Below are 20,634 nucleotides of genomic sequence, written 5' to 3'. Positions count from 1 at the left end.
AAGAGCGGCAGCAGGCGGCCTGTGCTGGGCGGTGTCGGCTTGCTGGCAGATCGGGATGATGTCGATGTGTGTGGTGTCGATGCGCTTGGTGTCGATGTGTGTGGCATCGATGTGTTTGGCATCGATACATCCGGCATCGGCGGACACGTGCCGGTAGCGGCTGCGTTCTGCTGGGTGTTCTGCTGAGCGTTCGACCCCGGCGAAGAAGGCGTCACGTGCGACGTGCTCATGTCGTCCCTTTGCGAGGCCGGGTGGTGCGGGGGTGATGCGGGGCGCTGCTTGGTGTTTCGGTCGGCATGTCGGGGGATGTTTCAGGCTGGGCACCGCCCGACAGCCCCGCCACCAGGCTTGTCAGCAGACGATTCAATTCCTGCTGTTCGGCAAGGCTCAGCGCCGCCAGCGCCGTGCGCTGGTTCTCGACGTGTGGGGCCATCATGCCGTCGATCAGGCGCAAGCCTTCAGGGGTCAATGCCACCTGCACCGCGCGGCGGTCTTCGGGATGCGCCTGGCGTTCGATCAGGCCGGCACGTGCCAGGCGGTCAAGGCGGCTGGTCATGCCACCCGACGAGATCATCAGCGCGGTGTACAGCACCGTCGGGGTCAGCGCGTATGGTGCGCCGGCGCGGCGCAGGGTGGCGAGCACGTCGAATTCGCCTTGCTGCAGGCCCATGCGCGCAAACAGCGGATTGATGTGATCCCGCGCGATCAGGTGTGCGACTTCGGCAAAACGGCCGAGCACCGACATGGGCAGCAGGTCAAGATCGGGCCGCTCGCGACGCCATTGCTCAATGGCCACAGCAGCTCGATCGGGTGGGGAGGTATCCATATAGCGGTCCGGTCAGGGAAAGGCAGACAATCGCGGCATGCGGGCCGGGCAGACGGTTGCGGTCAAACATCGAGGTCGGGCGTCAAGGTCGGGCATCCAGATCAAGCATCAGGTCACACATCCACGTCAGGGGTCCACGGGCAACGCCAGACATCAAAGATGCTTATTGAACCGTCATGATCAGCGCAAGCACGCAGCCCGGTATTTAAGCCCACGCCGAACAAGACATGCTCGATAAAAATTTATCTTAACAGCAAGATTCTTTTCGTTAAGATAAAATCTGGTTTGCATGACCGCTGCGGACCGAAGCGGACTCCTCCAGGCCGCCTTGGTCCGCTACAGACAGTAAGACTGACCACCACGCACGCTAACGCGAAGCATGCTTTGCATTGCCTGCGCGCAGCCGGCAAGGACCACCCACCGGCACGCAGCACTGCCTTCTGCATCACCTGCGCCCTGCATCACCTCTTCAAAGCCCACCATGTCCAAGACTGCTTCCCCTCCTTTGCGCAACGCCGATCATGTGGCGCTGATCGCGGTCATCGTGTTGCTCGGACTGAATCTGCGGCCAGTGCTGGCATCGGTCGGGCCGGTGCTGGACCAGATCCAGGCGGCAACCGGCTTGGGGCACACCGGGGCGGGCATGCTGACCACCTTGCCCGTGCTGGCCATGGGTTTGGGTGCACTGGCGGGCAGCCGCCTGTACGCGGCCCTGGGCACGGTAAGCGGCATTCGTACAGGCATTGTGTTGATCGCGCTGGCCTGCGCCGCGCGCGCCTGGGCCAGCGACGCCGTGGGGCTGATCCTGACGGCGCTTGCTGCCGGCATCGGCATTGCCTGCGTGCAGACCTTGTTGCCTGCCTTCATTCGCGAACGTTTTGGTGATGGGGCCAGCCGGGCCATGGGCATCTACAGCACGGCAATCATGGGCGGTGCAGCGGTAGCCGCAGCCGCTACGCCGTGGCTGGCCGCGCACGACAACTGGCCCCATGCGTTGGCGTGGTGGGGCTTGCCGGCAGCGATTGCGGCGGCGGTCTGGTGGCGGATGCTGCCGGCGCGCAAGGGGGAACGCGCAGAGGGGGGACACGCAGAAGAACACGCACAGGGCGAACGCGCAGGTGGACACGACGATGTTCAGAACGACGGGCGCAAGGGCACGAACACAAACACCAGTGCGAACGCTCGCGTAGCACCCGCACCGACACCCGCCACACCATCCCAAGCCCCTGCCATCCCCCCCACCCGCAGCTGGCTGCTGATGATTTTCTTTGGCCTTGGCACGGCCGCCTACACCCTGGTGCTGGCCTGGCTGCCGCCGTTCTACACGGCGCTCGGCTGGACCTCGGCACAAAGTGGCCTGCTGCTGGGTGGCGTCACCTTGATGGAAGTGATTGCCGGCCTGCTGGTGTCGGCGCTGATCGGCCGCTTCCCGGACCGGCGTCCGGCCTTGGCCGCCGTACTGCTGGCGCTGTTGCTGGGATTGGGTGGTCTTCTGCTGGCACCGGTGCAACTGGCCATTCCTGCCTGCGCCCTGCTGGGCCTGGGTATCGGCGGCTTGTTCCCGTTGTCCTTGATCGTGACGCTGGACCATGCCCCGGACCCGGCGCAAGCCGGTCGCCTGTTGGGCTTCGTGCAAGGCGGTGGTTATCTGATCGCCAGCGCCATGCCCTTGGCCGCTGGTGCGATTCGCAGCGCGCTGGGCCAGCTGGACTATGCGTGGATGCTGATGGCGGGCGGCACGCTGGTGTTGCTTGCAATGGCCATGCGACTGAAGCCGCTCAAGTAAGCATGGAAACGATGCGGGGCGTCCGGCGCAGACGGCCTGGACGGCCTGGACGGTGCCGCTTCAGCAAGGCGATGCAAGGAAGACGTACATCGAACTAGTGAATCAACGAAGTGCGTCGAAAAAGTGCATCGAAAAAGTGCGTCGAAAAAGTGCAGCAAAGCCAATGCATCGAAGGCAGTGACATCCACTGCCCTCGTTTCTCAGGCATTCACTCAAGCACTCACTTAAGCACTCACTTAAGCACTCCCTTCGGCACTCCCTTAACCCTTCACTTCCGAACCGGAATCACCGTCCCAGCCGGCACCGACACCGCCGCCACGCTGTTCTGCGGCGAGCCTTCAACCAGGCGATCCGAATAGCTCAGGTACACCAAGGTGTTGCGTGCGCTGTCCACCATGCGCACCACACGCAGCTTCTTGAACAGAATCGACAGGCGCTCGTTGAACACCTCTTCCTGCTGACGCAGTTCGCCCGTGAACGACACCGGGCCGGTCTGCTGGCAGACAATCGACGCCTCGGCCTTGTCTTCGGCCAAGCCCACCGCGCCCTTGAGACCACCCGTTTTTGCGCGCGACACGTAGCACGTCACGCCTTTGACCTTCGGGTCATCGTAGGCGTCGACCACGATCTTGTGATCCGGGCCAATGAGCTTGAAGACGGTATCGACCTCGCCCACGGATTCGGCATGCGCCACGGAGCTGGCGGCGACAAGGGCCAACGCGAACAGGTATTTCATGAATGGGCCTGCGGGAGAACGGAAAATCCCATTATGGCTTGCTCGCGTGACGCGCCCGGGGCGCTGTGCAAGCACCTGAAACCGGATGCGGTCTTATCGCAACACCCCGTGCACGCCCTCGCCGGTCAGTTCGCGCAACACCGTGCGCACGTAGGCCAGGGCACCTGCCTCGTGCCGGCGATGCCACACCATCGAGACCGTCACCGACAGCTCGTCCGGGGCAAAGGGTTCGATCACCAGCGCCGTACGCGTGGCCTCGTCCAGCGCGATCAGGTCGGGCAGGATCGCCACGATCGGCAGGCGGCGAACCATTTCCGGCACCACGGCAACACCCACCGCCGTCGCCGTCTGGCGTCGCGGCGCGCCGTGTTCCGCAAAGAAACGATCCACCGCAGATGGGTAGCTGCCGACATACCCCAAGGCCAACTGCGGCAGCCGACTCAACTGTGCAAGCGTGGGTCGCGGTGGCAGCGTGACCTGACGCGGGTCGTACATCAGCACAAAACCCACATCGAACAAAGGCTCGCGCGACTGCCAGGCGCGTGATTCCGCCGACGAGGCAATCAAGGCCAGATCGACTTCGCCGGTATCGATGGCATCCAGCACCCGGTCGAGCGGCAGGGAACGCGCGTGGATCTGGATGCCGGGTGCCTCGTGGAACAGGCGTTCCAGCAGGCTTGGCAGCAGCAGGGTTTCGATGTGTTCGGGAAAGGTCAGCCGGATATCGGCCTGCATACGGGACGGGTCCAGATCGGGCAAAGGCTGGAACAGGCCATAGGCCTGCTGCAAACAAGCCGCTACCTGGGGTGCCAAGGCCAGCGCACGCGGCGTGGCTTCCATGCGAATACCGGTCTTCACAAACAGCGGGTCGTCCAGGGCTTCACGCAGCCGGGCCAGCGCGTGGCTGGCGGCAGGTTGGCTGATCGCCAGTCGTTCGGCCGCACGTGTGACGTTGCCGCCCTCGACCAGCAAGGCGTCGAGCGTCACCAGCAGGTTGAGATCGATGCGACGCAGTTCGCGGTGGAAGGCGGTGGAATGCGGCGCAATGGCACTGGGGTCAGGCGTAGTCATGCACGGTATTTATGGTTGGCATCCGAGAAATTCATTTTATATATGCATGGCACAGGCTCAGACTTTCTTTTTGCCACAGTCCGTTCGCCACGGTTTTGCCATGCTTTCCGCGCCGCTTTCCCACCCCCGCCTGTTGCGCTGGACCATCATGATGTTGGTCGGCATCGAGTTCCTGCAGAATTCGATGCTGTCGTTTTCATCGGCATACGTGTCGGGCGGTGTCGGGGCCGCGCCCGAGGAATTCAGCCTGGCCGCTGCGGTCTACGCCGGCACCGCGATCATGATGATCGCCATGCATCGCTGGCTGGTCGAGCACCTGGGCTACCGGCTGTTCATGCGCTGCGCGTTTCTGTTCTTCACTGTCGGCGCACTGCTGTGCGCCACGGCCGACACGCCGAACGGGCTGATTTTCGGTCGCCTGGTGCAAGCCATTGGCGGATCGGCCTTCTTCACCGGTGCCCGCGTTCAGGTCAATCGATTCAAGGGTCCGGCGCGCGGCGTGGCCATCCGCTTCATGGCCGGTGGCCTGATCGCCAGCGCATCGATGGGAGCATGGCTGGCCTCGATGCTGCTTGAACATGCCTCGTGGCGTGCACTGTTCATCGCCCCGCTGCTGATGGTGGCGGTTGCCGCCGTGCTGTGCGAACTGACACTGGAAGACCGTGTGCCGCACGCACGTCGGTCCTATCCGCACCCGGTCGGCACTATGCTGCTGGCCGGCATGATCCTGTCTGCGCAGTATCTGCTGGAACGCAATCAATACGACTTCTTTGCGCGTCCTTTGCACTTGGCGGTGTTGCTGGTGCTGGCAGGTGTCGGGCTGTATGGCTTCATGCGCATGGAGTTCGGACGTCCGGGTGCGTTGCTGCCAATCGAACGCTTTACAGGAGGGCGTTTTGCGGCGGGCATCAGCCTGTATGCGCTGTGCTACCTGGTCTTGTCGAGCACTGGCTACATGCTGCCTGTGATGCTGCAACGCGGCTTGGGATTTCCGGTGTTGGCGACCGGCACGTTGCTGAGCGCGGCGGCCATGGTCGGCATCGTGGCCGCCTTGGCGCATGTGTCGCTGGTGCGCGCGTTTCCCGCGCAGCGCAAATACCTGCTGCTGGCCTTCGTGTGCCTGGCCGCCTTCGGGTTCAGCATGAGCGCGGCCAGCCCTGACGTGTCTTTGTGGCACTTTGTATGGCCGCTGATCGGCTACGCGATCTTCGGTTCATTTGCGCAAGGAACCGCCGCGTTGAATTCGTTTGCCGAGATTGGTGAAGACGTGTTTTCCGAGGCCTATCAGGCCAAGAACATGATGCGCGAACTGGTGAATTCAACCGGCATTTCACTGGCGACACTGGTGCTGCAATCGCGCAGCACCACACACTATGCAAGGCTGACCGAACGCATCGACCTTGCGCACCTGGACCCGCTGACCGCAGGCCCGTTCATCGGGCTGGCGACAGACCCGACGCAGCCTGCCCTGCTCCAACAATTGGCATCTTTACTGACCCAGCAGGCAACCTTGATGGCCTGCCTGGATTTCTTCTTTGCGCTGGGTTGCGGGGCCGTGGTGATCGGCACTATTTTTGTTCTGCAACGCAAGATCGTTTAGTGCCGTCCGAGGACGGCACGATGGCCGTTCAGTTCGCCAGGAAAGCCTCAACCGCCTGCGCAAAAGCCTTGGGCTGATCGATCATCACGAAGTGGAAACTGTCATCCACCCGCACGAAGCGCGCAGTCTTGGCCTGCGCATATACGGTGCGGAAGTTCGCATCCACCTGGGCAGGCGAAAAGCCATACGCCTTGTCGTGCGCGTATACGACCGTCAACGGTGCACGAATGCGCGACAGCTCGGGGCGCAGGTCGGTCGTCATGATCTCGTAGGTGGCGCGCGCCAGTACGCTGCGGTCGGACTGCTGCGCGGCGGCCACGATGGCGGGTCGCGCATCCGCGGTTTTGATCAGTCGCGCCATGGTCGCAGTCTGTACAGCCGCCGCCTGCTCGGGCGGCGCGGCAAGCATGGCGTCGCGGAACACGGCGGCGCGCGGTTTCATGCTGTCGGCAGTAGAAGTGGGATCAAGCAGCAAGCTGTAGAAGGGCAAGGCATCGACCACCATCACCCGGCCCACGGCGTCGGGGTGACGCGCAGCCAGCATCAGCGCAACTTCACCGCCCAGGGAATGGCCGATGACGGCAGGGGACTTCAGCTTGCCGGCATCGATATATCGGGCCAGTTGTTCGGCCAAGGGGGCGGCAATGTCACCGTTGGCATTCGCCCCAGGTGCCTCCCCTGCAAAACCCGCCACACGGATCACATGCACGCGCCGGGTTGCCTTCAGCTGCGCGACGGTGGCCGTCCAGACGGCGGGTCCCGAACCCAGGCCGGGAACCAGAATGACATCCGGCCCCTGACCTTCGACCTGCACGGAGAATCGGTTGCCGGTGGCTGCGGTATCCGCAGCCTGTGCCACTGGAATGACCGTGGGTGTCAGCAACAGGGACGTTGCGAACACGGCTGCGAGTGAAAGATGGCGCATGGGAAATCACCTGGATGCAATGCAGACATTGTAGGTGCCCCGGTGCCTTCAACGTGACCGTTGCGGGGCGTGTCTCGATTCAACACACTGCCCCCGCACACCGCGTTGCTTACGCCGGCAGATCCGTCGATGCGCGCTGCCGTCGCGCCCACATCAGATCGATGGCCAGCATCACCAGCAAAGACGCACCCACCAGCGGGAAAATGACGCCACCGATCGCCAGCAACAGAACCACCGTGCGCAGCACCTTGGGGTTGGCCGGCATCGGCGGCACACCCACGGCCCCGCTGGGGCGGCGCTTCCACCACATGCTTGCACCCGACACGCACAGCAGCACAATCGCCAGACAGACCACCAACATCAGCAACTGATTGGCCAGGCCGAACTCCTGCCCCATGTGCACGTTGATGCCCCATTCCAGGCTCTTGCCAAGCGGCCCGTAGTCGGCATAAGACATGTCGATCAGCGGAGTGCCACGGTATTGGTCAAGATGCACGACGCGCTGTTTGCTCAGGTCGTTCGGATACGCGGACCCGGTGTACACACCCGTGCGCGAGGCAGGCATGGCAATCGCGTAACCGGGGGCCATGCCAAGTTTGGTGAAGGCGGCGACGGCGGCATCCAGACCGATGGGGGCTTGCGCCGGGCCGGCCGGAATGGCCGATGCAGGCGGTGCTGTCGTGGACGGGCTTGCGCCGCCGCCGTGGCCGGCGTGTTCGTCGTCGGCAGCGTTGGCGGTGGCGACAGTGGTGGCCGCCCCAGCACCTGCGGCGGTGTGACCAGCATGCGCAGTCATGCCCGCATGCGAGGCATCGTGGGCAGCATGCGGTCCCGCACTACCCGCCCCCGTATGGTCTGTCGTCGACATCGGCATGCGCGCCTGCTCCAGCGACCATGTGGTCTGCTGGCTGTCAGCCAGACGCTCGCGCGACATCGGCACGTTCACGCGCACGCCGGACGGATATCCGAAGTTGTTGCCGTTGGCCCATTGATTGACCTTCGCGCCCCACACCAGCGACCACGGCATGCCCGTGATCGCCAGGAACAGGATGAAGAACGCCGCAAACAAGCCGGTAACCGCGTGCACATCACGCCAGAACACACGCTGGCGCGGCGCACCTCGCACGCTCACCACACCGCCCTTCTGCCCGCGCGGCCACCACAGGTAAATGCCGGTCAGCACCAGCAGAATGGTCCAGCCGCCCGCGACTTCGATCATGCCGTTGGCAATCGGTCCGAAATAGCTCAGCCCGTGCAGCTCGCGTACCAGCCAGACGATGCCGCCACGGTCGATCATGCTGCCCAGCACCTGTCCGGTGTAGGGATTGACGTAGACCACGTGTTTGCCCGCTGCGTCCCGAATGCCCACCTGGGCAGATGCGGTGGCAGAGGCTGGCGGCACATAACGGAACACCGTGCCTGGGTGGGATTTCAGCGCGGCATCGGCAATGGCAGACGGTGCCTGGATAGTGCTGGTACTGAGGTTGGTGCTGGCCGGCACCGTGCGCAGGTCACGGTACACGTACGCGTCAATCTCATGGTGGAACAGGTAGATGGCACCCGTGATCGCCAGCAGCAGCAAGAACGGCAGCACCAGCAGGCCAGCGTAGAAATGCCAGCGCCAGACGGCGCGATACACGTCAATGCTGCGTGTGCGCGGACGCGCGCCGACCCTCGCGTCGGCCAAGGAAGGGGAAGACATGGGTAGATCCTGATCTGGCGACGCAGCAGGCGTCGCAGTCGAAAGCGGTCCCGCCGGGTGCTTGGCACCTGACGGGAAAGTCGGTCAAATTCAGGACATCACAGGAGGCCCACGCGGCCGGGTCTGCGACCAGGCTTCAGGCAGCGCGGGGATCGCATCGTGTTCGATTGCACGATGAATGACACTGACCAACAGCACCCAATGCGGATTGGGCAAGACCGGCAAGGCAAGCGCGTCAAGGTGGACGCGGCAGTACGGACAGGGCGCATCGCCATGCAAGGCGTGCGGGTTGGCAGGCGAGTCGGATGGTGGATGCGACGCGTGGTCAGTGGATACAGTGACGAGCTGCGATGCCGTGTGATTGCTTGCCCCATCCACCGCGTCGTCGGCCAAGGCATCTGCCATCGCGACGACATCATGCCCAGCCTCGTGAGCATGTCGATCATGACCACCCACACCATGCCCATGCGCAGCCACCGCAACACGCGCATCAACCGCATGCATCTCCCCAGCGGGCACCACCACCCGCATACGCGCCTGCGCCACCATCGGCATCACCGATTGCAGCACGATCGCCAACAGCGCGATCCAGATGGACAGCGGATTGGCCAGGCGGCGGAAGACGGGCGTACTCATGCGCAAGACAGCGAGGGGTGAAGCCAAAAACGGGGTAACGGCACGCGGGCCAGATCAAAGCCCAGGCCCGCAAGATTGACGCCTGCGCCTGGACCTTTGGTTAGAAGCGCTTCAACAATCGCCCGAACCAGACCAACCCGGAATTTTAACGGACGGCAAAATCCAGCACCCCGCACCTTATGTCTTTCCGGTCGCTCAGGACAACGACTGTCACCACATGTAGTCATGCCCGACAAGCATGCATACGCGGCATAAACACGTCATCCAACGCCCCGAAACCCATCCCCCAAACGCAAAAAAAGCGGCCGAAGCCGCTTTTCCTTGCTACCGACGCGGACCAACTCAGGCCGCGCTGGGCACCCACTCCTGCACCACCACTTCCATGGTGATGAAAGCCAGGTTACCGCCCGGCACGAAGGTGCCTGCGTAGACCTTGCCATCCAGGCCGCCAAGCGTGCCCTGCACACGAACGTTTGCCTGACCATCGTCGCCGACACGGATGTCGCCATTGATCGACAGGATTTCAACGCCCGGGCCAGGAATGTGTACGGTCGTGGCCGTGGCAGCCGGGCCGAAAGCCAGATTGCCGTCGATCAGGCTGCCGACCGCACCCTTGATCACCGCATGACGCAGGCCCTGGGTGGCGACCAGGGTGCGCAGGCTTGCCACCAGGTCTTCATTGGGACGCACGCGCAACGCGAACACGCGGCCATACTGGCCTTGTTCAACACGCGATTCGGCCACCGCATTCATGCTGCGGCTCCGACAACTTCCGGGTGGAACACCGAGAAGGTGGTTTCCGAATCGTGACGTGCACGGAAGCGGATGTCGCCGAACACGCTGACGCATGCCTGCACGCCTTCGGCGGCAACGATGCAGTTCTGGTTCGACAGGTGACCGCCGTGCGTGTTGCCGTCGCTGTCGACAAACGCAGCGTGGCAGTGCAGCAGCGGTGCGCCGTCGGCCGTCAGGCCGAAGCTCAGCGTGGCGGCCAGCAGCGTGATCGGGCCGGCGGCGCGGATCGAGCTGCCGTAGACCTTGGCGGCCTTGCCCGCGGCGGGTTCCGGCGGGAAATAGGTGACGGTGTGATAGTCGATCGTGTCGAACACGCCGCCCGTGAAGGCGATGATGCCGCTTTCGGCACCGGCGGCAGCCAGCACTTCCTGCAGATGGGTGAACAGGTTCACGCCTGCGGGCACATCAACCATGAATTCACGGCAGACGTCGCTGGTGACGGTCATCAAGCGGGGGAAGAGGGTGTCGCCGGGATGCTGGAAGTGATCTGCAGCGGCGTGGTCTGCGGCAACGTGGCGCAAGACCGGTGCGGGCGTAAGAACGGGAACGACTGCGGGCGCAAATACAGGTGCTTTGGGTCGCACCGATAGGACGGCGTTATCCATGAGGAATCTCCTTCTATGCTTATGGCATGCCAGCACCAGAGGAAGACGCACGACGGTTGATCGAACCGCGCTCGCCGGACCGTCCGGTGACCGAATGGCCGGTGGCGGAATTCGGGGGTTGCCCGAATCCATCCACAAAACGGCCAGAAAACGGAGTCTACGCCCGCCCTTCCATTCGTGATAATTCTTAATTTATATCGATCTATATCCATTTAATATCGATACTATTAAGCTTGGTACTAACCCTGAGCGTGGAAATTCCATGGATTTACGCCATTTGCGCTACTTCGTCGCGGTCGCCGAAGAATCGCATTTCGGTCGCGCGGCCAAGCGTCTGCATGTGTCGCAGCCTCCGGTCAGCCTGGCCATCCGCGAAATGGAAACCGAGCTTGGCCTGCTGTTGTTCGAGCGCACGTCCCGCCGCACCGCCCTGACCCCCGTTGGCCAGGAATTGCTGCGCGACGCCCGTGCCGTGCTGGCGCGGCTCGATGCCATGGAAGAACACGCAAGGCGCGCCGCCACCGGCCAGATCGGCTCGCTGGCCCTGGGTTTCATCAGTCTGGCCAATTACAGTTTCCTGCCCAGTACCTACCAGCGTTTCCACGAAGCTTTTCCGGGCATCAAGATTTCACTCAGCGAATCGACCTCCGACGTCATCCTGGCGGAACTCGAAAAAGAAACGCTGGATATCGGTTACGTTTTTGCGCCGGTCGCGTCTCCCACGCTGTCATACCGCCCGCTGTTGCGCGAACGCCTGATCGTGGCCTTGCCTGAGTGCCACCCCTTGGCCACCCGGGACCGGGTACCGATGAAAAGCCTGGCTGACGAGAATTTCCTGATCTTTCCGCGACAATTCAGCCCGCTGGTGTTCGACACCATCGTTGGCTTCTGCGCGCAGCATGGTTTCAGCCCGCGCATTGCGCAGGAAGCCCGGCAAATGCAAACCATTGTCAGTCTGGTGTCTGGCGGCTCGGGAGTTGCACTGGTACCGGACTGCCTGCGTCACCTGAAACGCGAGGGGGTGGTGTACCGTCAGATGGCCGGCAGTGCACCGAATATTGAAACTGGCATTGCATGGCGCAAACTGGATGACTCGCGCATCGTCCGCGCTTTTCTTGAACACCTGCCCCGGGCCGGGAAAGCCGAGACAGGTCGCCAGGGCACACGCGAAGATCTGCCTGGCAACACCCCGACCACCACTCCGCCCCTGGAGGAAATGTGAGCGAGCACGACCTTCCCCCCGCGCCGATCGAGTCCGACCCGCCCTCGCCGATCGAACGACGGCCGCGCACTGCGCTGCAACGTCGCCAGGCCGCGGTCAACGAAGTGCCTGCCACCCCCGACGTGCTGCGTCAGGCCTTGCAGCACGCCGAACATGCGCAGCGCCTGCTGGAAACCGCGTTGTGGGCCAGTGGGGAATCGATCTGGGAATGGTCTGCCGACACCGACGCCTATGTCGTCCGCTGGTTTCCCGCCGCCGACGCCCCTGCCCGTGTATCGAGCGGGACCCTGACCAGTTTTATTTCCACCCTGCTGCCGGCGCACCGCGATGCATTCCGCCTGAACTGGCGTCTGCACGCCACGGGCGCATCCGACGTGCTGGATACGGCGGTGCAACGCGATTTCCGCACCGGCCCGCGCTGGATCAGGTTGCGCGGCAAGGCGGTGTCTTTCCAGCCCGACGGCCAGGCCAGTCGCATCGTGGGCACGGTCAAGGACATCACCATGCAGCGCGACGCCGACTACGCGTCACAACTGATGGCATCTGCCTTCGCCAGTTCGCGCGACGCCATGGTGATGCTGCGCGAAGACTTGCGCATCATCGAAGCCAACGTGGCCTTCCACGCGCTGCTGGGCGTGGAACCGGGCAGCGTTGCGGGTGCCGACCTGCGGCGTTATCTGGATGTGCCGCCAGCCTTGCTGGCTCAGATAGACCTGAGCGGTTATGCGCAGTGCGAAACCTCGTTTCACAAAGCCGACCGGCTTGTCCCGGTCGAAATGTCGCTCAGCCGCTTCAAGGCCGAACCGGGCGCGGTGTCCTACCTGGGCATCACCATCCGCGATATTGCCGATCGCAAACGCGCCGAGAACGAACTGGAACGCATCGCGCGTTATGACACGCTGACGCAATTGCCCAACCGGGCAGCCCTGCAAAGCCACCTGGCGCAGGCACTGCGCACGGTCTCGAACGATAATCAATTGGCCGTGCTGTTCATCGACCTGGATGGCTTCAAAGAGGTCAACGATTCGCTTGGCCATGAAGCCGGCGATGAAATGCTGCGCACCATGGCCGAACGCCTGGTGGCCACCGTACCTACCCACGACATGCTGGCGCGCTGGGGCGGTGACGAATTCGTGGCAGCGCTGCGCATCGGCAACGAACCTGAACGCGCACGGCGGGTGGCGCGCCGCATTCTGGCCGATCTGAGCCAGCGCATTACCGTGCGCGGCCATGTGCTCAGCATGTCGGGCAGCATCGGCATTGCGTTTGCACCGCTGGACGGGGCCGACACCGAATCGGTGCTGCGCCATGCCGACGCCGCCATGTACGCCGCAAAAAACGCGGGTAAAAACCGCTTTGCGCTTTATCACAGCGGGCTGGCTGCCGACGCCTTGCACCGCATGACCTTGCTCACGCAGCTGCGCTCGGCGGTGGAACGCGGCCAGATCGACTTTGTGCTGCAGCCCAAATTCGACCGGGACGGCACCATGAGCGGTGCGGAAGTGCTGGCGCGCTGGAACAGCGAAGCCCACGGAGTCGTGTCGCCTGCCGTATTCATTCCGCTTGCCGAACAAGGCGGCATGGCGGTCGCCCTGGGCAACCAGGCAATCGACCGCGCGGCCTACTATGCGGCCGCATTGGGCCGGGCGGGCCACCGCATGCCGATTGCCGTGAACGTGTCGCCCTTGCAGGTCATGGAAGGGCAGCTCAATCACGTGCTGCACACCGCGTGCAATCGACATCGGATCGAACCCTGGCAGCTTGAGCTGGAAGTGACCGAATCGGTCTTCCTGCAGGATTTCGATGCCTCGGAACAGCGCCTGACGGCGTTGCGGGCCGAAGGTTTCAAGATCGCCATGGACGATTTCGGTACGGGCTATTCATCGCTCAGTTACCTGCGACGTCTGCCGGTGGACACCATCAAGATCGACCGGACCTTCCTGATCGACGTGAACGAAGACGAGAAATCTCGGCGGCTGCTGGCTGGAGTGGTGACCTTGTGCGGCACCCTGGGGCTGAGCACGATTGCCGAAGGCGTTGAAACCGAAGCGCAATATCGTTTGCTCAAATCGTTGGGCGTGGACCAATACCAGGGCTTTTATCTGGCACGTCCCATGAATTTAGATGACATGTTGACGATACTTAAACGCTGAACGGCCACGCTTCGCAACCTGCACGCCACACTCTACCGTCCGCGCCTTGCGCGTTGGCAATGCATGGGCGATAGTTTCGCGTCGCCCGTCACCCCTCTCCAAGTCCCCAGTTGCCTTCCTTCCTCACCCCCAGCAACCTGCTCATTCTGTTCGTTGCCGTGACGCTGATCGTCAATGTCATTGGCTGGCAGCGCGATCGAAAACGACTGATCGCCCTGCGCGACGAAACAGAACGACTGCGCCACTCTGCCGATCAGGCGATGGACGGCATTTTGTCGGACGTCGCCGGCCGCAAAGAGGCTGAACGCGCACGTCACGACACCGAGCAACAACTTACTTCCCTGGTGCGTAACATTCCCGGGGTGTCATTCCGTTGCCAGGTGGATGAAGACTGGACCATGCTCTTCATGAGCGACGCGGCGCTGACGCTCACCGGTTATTCGCCGAAAGAATTCGTATCCCAGGGTCGAAGCTTTGCCAGCCTGATCCACCCCGACGACCGCGAGCGCCTGTCTGGCGTGGTCAGAGACGCGCAACAGGCGCAGCGCAGCTACTCGGTCGAATATCGCATCCGCCATCGCGACGGCCATGAACTGTGGGTGTGGGAAAACGCGGAAGTCATGTTTTCTGAGGAAAACGGGGAATCGTGGATCGACGGCGTACTGCTCGACGTCACCGAAACCAAACTGCGCACCGCCGAATTCGAAAGCACGCTCAATGCGATTGGCCGTGTGCTGTCGGTGATCGAATTCGACATGGACGGCAATATCCTCAGCGCCAACGACAACGCGCTGAAGATGATCGGTTATGAACTCGATGAAGTTCGTGGCCACTCACATCGCATGTTCTGCGACCCGGCCTATGCCGACAGCCGCGCCTATCGCGATTTCTGGCAACGCCTGGGCCAAGGTGAATTCGACGCGGGCGAATACAAGCGCTACGCCAAGAACGGCCGCCCGATCTGGATTCAGGCCTCGTACAACCCGATTCTGGATGCCGACGGCCGCCCCTTCAAGGTGGTGAAACTGGCCACTGACGTCAGCGTGCGCAAGGAAATGGAAGTTGCGCTGCGCGACGCCAAAGACCGTGCCGAACGCGCGGCGGCGGCCAAGACCACTTTCCTGGCCAACATGAGCCATGAAATCCGCACGCCGATGAATGCCGTGATCGGCTTCACCGAATTGCTGCTGGATACCCCTCTGGACGCACGCCAGCGCGGGCATCTGGAAACCGTGCACCAGTCGGCACGGTCGCTGTTGGGTCTGCTCAACGACATTCTGGATACGGCCAAGCTGGAAAAAGGCGTGGTCGAACTGGAATACGTCGACTTCTCGCTGCGCGAACTGTGCCTGGACATCGCGTCGTCCTTGCGCCTGTCGGCACAGGCAAAGAACCTGCCCTTGGAAATGGATTACGCCCCCGGCATGGGCGAGTTCTTCAAGGGTGACCCGCTGCGCATTCGCCAGGTGCTGGTCAACCTGCTGGGCAATGCCATCAAGTTCACCGAGCGCGGCTCGGTCCGTCTGTCGATCAGCCAGGAAAACGAGATGGTCCACCTGGCCATCCACGACACCGGCCTGGGCATTGCGCCAGATCGTATCGGCAAGATTTTCGACCGCTTTGCGCAGGCCGACCCGTCCATGACACGCCGCTACGGTGGCACGGGCCTGGGGACTTCAATTGCGCGCCAGCTGGTCGATCTGATGGGCGGCAAGATCTCGGTGGAAAGCGAGCTGGGTGTGGGCAGCGTGTTCCACGTGCATCTGCCCCTGCTGCAAGGTGAGGACATACTCACGCTGCCGGCAGCCGCCAATGACGACCTGCCGCCGCTGCGCATTCTGATTGCCGACGACGTGGAACAAAACGTCGAACTGCTGGTGATTGCGCTGGGCAAGCTGGGCCACCATGTGGTCAGCGTCGACGACGGTGCCAAGGCGGTAGATGCCGCCTGCAACAACCGCTTCGACGTGATCCTGATGGATGTGCAGATGCCGGTGCTTGACGGCCTGGCCGCTACCCGCCTGATCCGCGAACACGAATCTGTCTACCGCCTGGCGGCGGTGCCGATCATTGCACTCACAGCCAGCGTGCAAGCCGAAGACCGGCACGCGACTGAATCTGCCGGCATGCAGGGCTTTGCGTCCAAGCCCGTTGAGATCGGTGCGCTGGTTACTGAGATTGCACGTGTGGTGGGCATGAACCCCGCACGGGTGATTCCGGCTGCCGACCTGCCCCGCCCGCTTCCGCCTGAGTCACAAGATGCCGAGCCGGCTGAGGCCGCGCAAGCAGACAACCGAGCGATCGATCATGAACAAGGTGGTTTCGTCTGGGGCAGCGCCGATGCGCTCAACCTGGCGATCCGGCGTTTCCTGGCTGCCCATGCAGACGCCAGCACCCAGTTGGCCACGCAGTGGAATCAGCGTGATCTGACGGCAATGGGTGCCCTGGCGCATCGCATTACCGGCGCAGCCGGCAACCTGGCCCTGCCCGCCTTGCACGACTTGGCCGGACAGCTGGAACACGCGCTCAAGCACAACGAACTCGATGCCGTCCCGGTCTTGCTGTCGACCATTGAAGGCGCGTTCGAAGCCATTCGCCAGACCGTCGACCCGATGGCGGGTACGGCTGCTGCCGCGCCCGATGCACGCGCCGCACCAGACCTGGCCCGCAATGCGGTGCAGGTATGCGCCCGCCGCGTGATCGAAGCGCTGCACCGTGGTGCACTCGACGACGGCGCACTGGCCGACTTGGCACGCACGCTGCGCGATCACGGCTGGACGGCACGCGCCGCCAGCCTGGAGGCGGCCATTGCCGACTTCGATTTCGATCGCGCCGAAGGCTTGCTGCAACCGTTGCTGGCAGAACGCGTCACCGTCGAAGAATAAGCCGCAAGGCATTCACCGACGCATTGCGGTCCCCACGAAAAAGAGCGCCTTTACAGGCGCTCTTTTTCGTCATGCCGACGCTATCGACACCAATGCGCCAACACGGCGCATTGACGATGATTCCGATCAGGCCAGCACGGCCGCCATTGCTTTCGCAACGGCATCGACATTGCCCTGGTTCAAACCGGCCACGCACATGCGGCCCGAGCGCACCAGATACACGCCGTGTTTTTCGCGCAGCTCGTCGACTTGTTCCGGCGACAGGCCGGTGTAGCTGAACATGCCGCGCTGGGTCAGGAAATATTCCACGTCGCGGCCTGGCAAGGCCTTGGTCAGCCCGGCGTGCAACGCTTCGCGCATGTTCTTGATGCGTTCGCGCATGCTGGCCAGTTCCGCTTCCCAGGCGTCGCGCAATGCGGGCGTGCCCAGCACCTTGGCGACGATGCGCGCGCCGTGGGTCGGCGGGCTGGAGTAGTTGCGGCGCACAGCGGCCTTCAATTGGCCCAGCACCCGGTCGGCGTCATCACGCGAGGCACACACCACGCTCAGTGCGCCGACGCGCTCGCCGTACAGCGAGAAGCTCTTGGAATATGAGCTGGACACAAAGAACACCAGACCCGCTTCGGCCAACGCACGCAGGGCGAAGGCGTCAGCATCGATGCCGTCACCGAAGCCTTGATAGGCGATGTCCAGGTAAGGAATCAGCTTGCGTTCGCGGAACAGCGGGATCAGCTGCGCCCATTGCTCTTGCGACAAGTCCACGCCGGTGGGGTTGTGGCAGCACGCGTGCAGCAGCACGATGCTGTTGGGTGCCAAGCCGCTGAGCGTGGTCAGCATGGCGTCGAAGTCGACGCCACCCGTCGCGGGGTCGTAGTAGGGATAGGTGTCCACGGTGAAACCTGCGCCTTCGAACAAGGCACGATGGTTGTCCCAGGTGGGGTTGCTGACGTAGACCTTGGAGTCCGGGTAGTAGGTGTGCAGGAAGTCGGCACCGACCTTCAAGCCACCCGAACCACCCAGCGTCTGCACCGAGGCAATGCGGCTGCTGGTGACCACTTCGCTGTCGGCACCGAAGAGCAGCTTCTGTGCGGCCACGCGGTAATCCGCGCCACCTTCCATCGGCAGGTAAGGACGGCCGATGATCTCGCGCGTCAGTTCGACTTCGGCTTCACGAACAGCGTTCATCACCGGCAGACGGCCGGCGTCGTCGAAATAGATCCCGATGCTCAGGTTGATCTTGTTGGAACGCGGATCCTTCTGAAAATCCTCGTTGAGCGAAAGAATGGGATCGCCTGCATAGGCTTCGACTTGTTCGAACATGACGGTCTCGACGAAAAAAGGGGCCCGCACCGGGAACGTGGCGCGCGAATACACAGTGTAGCGAGTTGCGGCGGGCAGGCCGCTGGTGAGATCAGACACCAACGGATCAGGCGCGATCAGATAGCCGCGATCAATAAGCGATATCGATCACGCGCCCCGTCATCATGCACTGCCGGTCAATTGCTTCACCCGCTTGGCCAGTGCGTCCAGCGCAAACGGCTTGGTCAGTATCTGCATGCCCGCGTCCAGCTGCCCATCCCCCATGACCGCCTGTTCGGCATACCCGGTGATGAACAACACCTTCAACCCTGGCCTGACCGCACGCGCCGCGTTCGCCAGCTGGCGTCCGTTCATGCCGCCCGGCAAGCCCACGTCGGTGACCAGCAGATCCAGCGGGATATCGGACTGCAAGATGTCGATGGCCGCCATCCCGTCCTGGGCTTCCAGCACCATGTAGCCAGACTCTTTCAGCAGCTCACAGGCAATCGCTCGCACCGAGGCATCGTCATCGACCACCAGCAAGCGCTCACCCGGTGCAGCCTGCGGTGCGATCGATGCCGGGTCTTGCGGGTCGGCGGTATCCGCCGGCAAGGCTTGGCGTGGCAGCAGCAGACAGACCGAGGTGCCCACCCCCGGGGTGGAATCGATCTGCGCCAGGCCGCCCGACTGACGCACAAAGCCATAGATCATCGACAGGCCCAGCCCCGTCCCCTGCCCGATCGGCTTGGTAGTGAAGAAGGGATCGAAGGCCTTCGCCATGACCTGCGGCGACATGCCGACACCGCTGTCCGATACACACAAGGCCACATAAGCCCCGGCCGGCAGCCCCAGCGCCTTGGCCTGATCGGCATCGAGTTCGCGATTGCGCGTCTCGATTGACAGACGCCCCCCGTCGGGCATCGCGTCACGTGCGTTGATACAGAGATTCAGCAGCGCACTTTCCAGCTGGCTCGGATCGACCAGCGTGCCCCAGAGCTGCGACTCGGCCGTCACTTCGATCGCAATCGATGGCCCCACCGTGTGTTGGATCAATTCGCGCAGCCCAGCCACCAAGCGGTTCACGTCGGTGGGCTCGGGGGCCAACGTCTGCTGACGCGAGAACGCCAACAGGCGATGCGTCAACGCCGCTGCGCGCCCGGTTGCACCCTGCGCCATCGAGACATAACGCAGCAAGGTGTCATCGGTCAGCGTGCCGCCCGCCTGGCGTCGCCGGATCAGTTCCAGCGCACCGGAAATACCGGTCAGCAGATTGTTGAAATCGTGCGCAAGACCACCCGTGAGCTGGCCCACGGCTTCCATCTTCTGCGCTTGATGCAAGGCGGCTTCGGCTGCCATCAACGCGGTTGTCCGCTCAACCACCTTGGCCTCCAACGTCGAGGCCAGCGCCCGCAGTTCCTGCTCGACCCGCCGCCGTTCAACCGCCACGTGGGTTCGATGCGCGACCTCGCGGATGAAACCCAGCTCATCGGCCAGCCATTCACGCCGGGTGGCATGGTTCAGGTACAGCAAGGCCACCAGCCCGTCGCGCTCGGTCACGGGCATGTTGACCAAGGCCTGCGCGCTGATGGCCTTGAGCGCATCGGCCGTGGCAGCCGTGCGCGGATCGAGGTCGGCATCGACAAACACCACCGTGTCGCCGCGCTTCAGGTCGTCGATGTAAGACCCGTAGTCACGAAATTGCAGCGTGCCTGCCAGCGAACGAATGCCCGGCGCATTCCAGTCACGCGCAATCGTGATGGTTTCGTTCTTCAGATTGACGGTGCCGTAACCGACCCGGCTGACGCCAAGCGTGCGGCCCAGCATCTCTGCAGCGGCAAAAGCCAGCTCGTCAGGGTCTTCCAGTTCGTCCAGCCGCGCATCGAGTTCCAGCAAGACCTGGGTGCGCGCTTCCGACTCCCGGCGCTCGGTGATGTCCATCGACGTACCGGCCATGTGAGTGGGGACGGCATCGGGGGAACGGACCACCTGCGCACTGACCTGCACCCAGCCGACCCGGCCGTCGGGCCGCAGCACGCGGTACTCGATCTGATAGTCCTCGCCCGTGGCAATGCTGTGCGCCAGCGCATCATCGCGATGCGCGCGGTCGTCGGGGTGCACGGCGGCAAGCAGTGCTTCATACGGAAAAGGCTCGGCCGGGTCACGACCGAAGGTCTCGCGAAAGTAGCGCGAGCTGGTCATCACCCCGGTTCTGAGGTCCAGTTCCCATAGACCCAGGCGGCCTGCGTTCAACGCAAACCGCAGGCGCCTTTCCATATTGATGCCAGCCTGCTCCGCGGATTTCCGCGCGCGCGTGGCGGCATCGCCGTCACCGAAAAAATCGATCATCTGCAACAACCCCGTTAAGCCGCCCGGCTGCTGGCGAAGCCGGGCAC

Annotated in this window: 16 protein-coding genes; 6 read left to right on the top strand and 10 right to left on the bottom strand. The window is 63.2% G+C overall.

Annotation, left to right across the window (positions count from 1 at the left end; all coding sequences use genetic code 11):
- Positions 1 to 21: 21 nt before the first annotated feature.
- Positions 22 to 186 carry a hypothetical protein gene (locus FXN63_RS26665; protein ID WP_187395067.1) on the top strand — a complete coding sequence of 55 codons (165 nt, stop codon included), beginning with the start codon at positions 22 to 24 and terminating at the stop codon, positions 184 to 186.
- A 40-nt stretch (positions 187 to 226) separates the two neighbouring features.
- Here the strand turns inward: FXN63_RS26665 and FXN63_RS01780 are convergent, their stop codons facing one another.
- The gene (locus FXN63_RS01780) at positions 227 to 826 is read right to left on the bottom strand and encodes a MarR family winged helix-turn-helix transcriptional regulator (RefSeq protein WP_148812281.1); all 600 of its coding nucleotides are present in this window, start codon (positions 824 to 826) and stop codon (positions 227 to 229) included.
- Between the two features lie 481 nt (positions 827 to 1,307).
- Between FXN63_RS01780 and FXN63_RS01775 the strand changes: the two genes are divergently transcribed.
- The gene (locus tag FXN63_RS01775) at positions 1,308 to 2,612 is read left to right on the top strand and encodes an MFS transporter (protein WP_187395066.1); all 1,305 of its coding nucleotides are present in this window, start codon (positions 1,308 to 1,310) and stop codon (positions 2,610 to 2,612) included.
- A gap of 268 nt (positions 2,613 to 2,880) precedes the next feature.
- Here the strand turns inward: FXN63_RS01775 and FXN63_RS01770 are convergent, their stop codons facing one another.
- Complete coding sequence (locus tag FXN63_RS01770; RefSeq protein ID WP_148812277.1) at positions 2,881 to 3,348, bottom strand: CreA family protein; 468 nt, start codon at positions 3,346 to 3,348, stop codon at positions 2,881 to 2,883.
- A gap of 93 nt (positions 3,349 to 3,441) precedes the next feature.
- Entirely contained in the window at positions 3,442 to 4,419 is a 978-nt protein-coding gene (locus FXN63_RS01765; protein ID WP_148812275.1) for a LysR family transcriptional regulator, read from the bottom strand.
- A gap of 100 nt (positions 4,420 to 4,519) precedes the next feature.
- Here FXN63_RS01765 and FXN63_RS01760 point away from each other — a divergent pair, with 100 nt between their 5' ends.
- A complete protein-coding gene (locus tag FXN63_RS01760) occupies positions 4,520 to 6,019 on the top strand; it encodes an MFS transporter (RefSeq protein WP_187395065.1) in 1,500 nt (499 codons plus the stop codon).
- A gap of 28 nt (positions 6,020 to 6,047) precedes the next feature.
- On the opposite strand, the gene FXN63_RS01755 is transcribed toward FXN63_RS01760, so the two are convergent.
- The 5 genes from FXN63_RS01755 to FXN63_RS01735 all read right to left on the bottom strand — a co-directional run bounded on the left by FXN63_RS01755 (position 6,048) and on the right by FXN63_RS01735 (position 10,682).
- Entirely contained in the window at positions 6,048 to 6,944 is an 897-nt protein-coding gene (locus tag FXN63_RS01755; protein WP_148812271.1) for an alpha/beta fold hydrolase, read from the bottom strand.
- Positions 6,945 to 7,053: 109 nt separating this feature from the next.
- The gene (locus FXN63_RS01750; protein ID WP_148812269.1) at positions 7,054 to 8,646 is read right to left on the bottom strand and encodes a PepSY-associated TM helix domain-containing protein; all 1,593 of its coding nucleotides are present in this window, start codon (positions 8,644 to 8,646) and stop codon (positions 7,054 to 7,056) included.
- A 90-nt stretch (positions 8,647 to 8,736) separates the two neighbouring features.
- Positions 8,737 to 9,282, bottom strand: a complete 546-nt coding sequence (locus FXN63_RS01745) for a DUF2946 family protein (protein ID WP_148812267.1) — start codon at positions 9,280 to 9,282, stop codon at positions 8,737 to 8,739.
- 342 nt (positions 9,283 to 9,624) lie between these two features.
- A complete protein-coding gene (locus FXN63_RS01740; RefSeq protein ID WP_187395064.1) occupies positions 9,625 to 10,035 on the bottom strand; it encodes a PPC domain-containing DNA-binding protein in 411 nt (136 codons plus the stop codon).
- Entirely contained in the window at positions 10,032 to 10,682 is a 651-nt protein-coding gene (locus FXN63_RS01735; RefSeq protein WP_187395063.1) for a PCC domain-containing protein, read from the bottom strand. Before FXN63_RS01735 ends, FXN63_RS01740 begins: the two co-directional genes overlap by 4 nt.
- A 262-nt stretch (positions 10,683 to 10,944) precedes the next feature.
- Between FXN63_RS01735 and FXN63_RS01730 the strand changes: the two genes are divergently transcribed.
- The 3 genes from FXN63_RS01730 (at position 10,945) to FXN63_RS01720 (ending at position 16,942) form a co-directional block, all read left to right on the top strand.
- Complete coding sequence (locus FXN63_RS01730; RefSeq protein WP_148812261.1) at positions 10,945 to 11,904, top strand: LysR family transcriptional regulator; 960 nt, start codon at positions 10,945 to 10,947, stop codon at positions 11,902 to 11,904.
- A complete protein-coding gene (locus FXN63_RS01725) occupies positions 11,901 to 14,057 on the top strand; it encodes a putative bifunctional diguanylate cyclase/phosphodiesterase (protein WP_148812259.1) in 2,157 nt (718 codons plus the stop codon). Before FXN63_RS01730 ends, FXN63_RS01725 begins: the two co-directional genes overlap by 4 nt.
- A gap of 110 nt (positions 14,058 to 14,167) precedes the next feature.
- Positions 14,168 to 16,942 (top strand): PAS domain-containing protein, encoded by a 2,775-nt coding sequence (locus FXN63_RS01720; protein ID WP_148812257.1) that lies wholly within the window; start codon positions 14,168 to 14,170, stop codon positions 16,940 to 16,942.
- A gap of 126 nt (positions 16,943 to 17,068) precedes the next feature.
- On the opposite strand, the gene FXN63_RS01715 is transcribed toward FXN63_RS01720, so the two are convergent.
- Both FXN63_RS01715 and FXN63_RS01710 read right to left on the bottom strand, forming a co-directional pair.
- Entirely contained in the window at positions 17,069 to 18,262 is a 1,194-nt protein-coding gene (locus FXN63_RS01715; protein ID WP_148812255.1) for an amino acid aminotransferase, read from the bottom strand.
- Between the two features lie 162 nt (positions 18,263 to 18,424).
- Positions 18,425 to 20,515, bottom strand: a complete 2,091-nt coding sequence (locus FXN63_RS01710) for a response regulator (RefSeq protein WP_246165001.1) — start codon at positions 20,513 to 20,515, stop codon at positions 18,425 to 18,427.
- Positions 20,516 to 20,634: the final 119 nt, after the last annotated feature.

Origin of the sequence: Pigmentiphaga aceris, from assembly GCF_008119665.1 — a bacterium.
In the GTDB taxonomy this organism is placed as follows: domain Bacteria; phylum Pseudomonadota; class Gammaproteobacteria; order Burkholderiales; family Burkholderiaceae_B; genus Pigmentiphaga; species Pigmentiphaga aceris.
The sequence above is the reverse complement of the archived record's forward strand: the minus strand, read 5'-3'. Positions and strand labels throughout refer to the sequence as shown.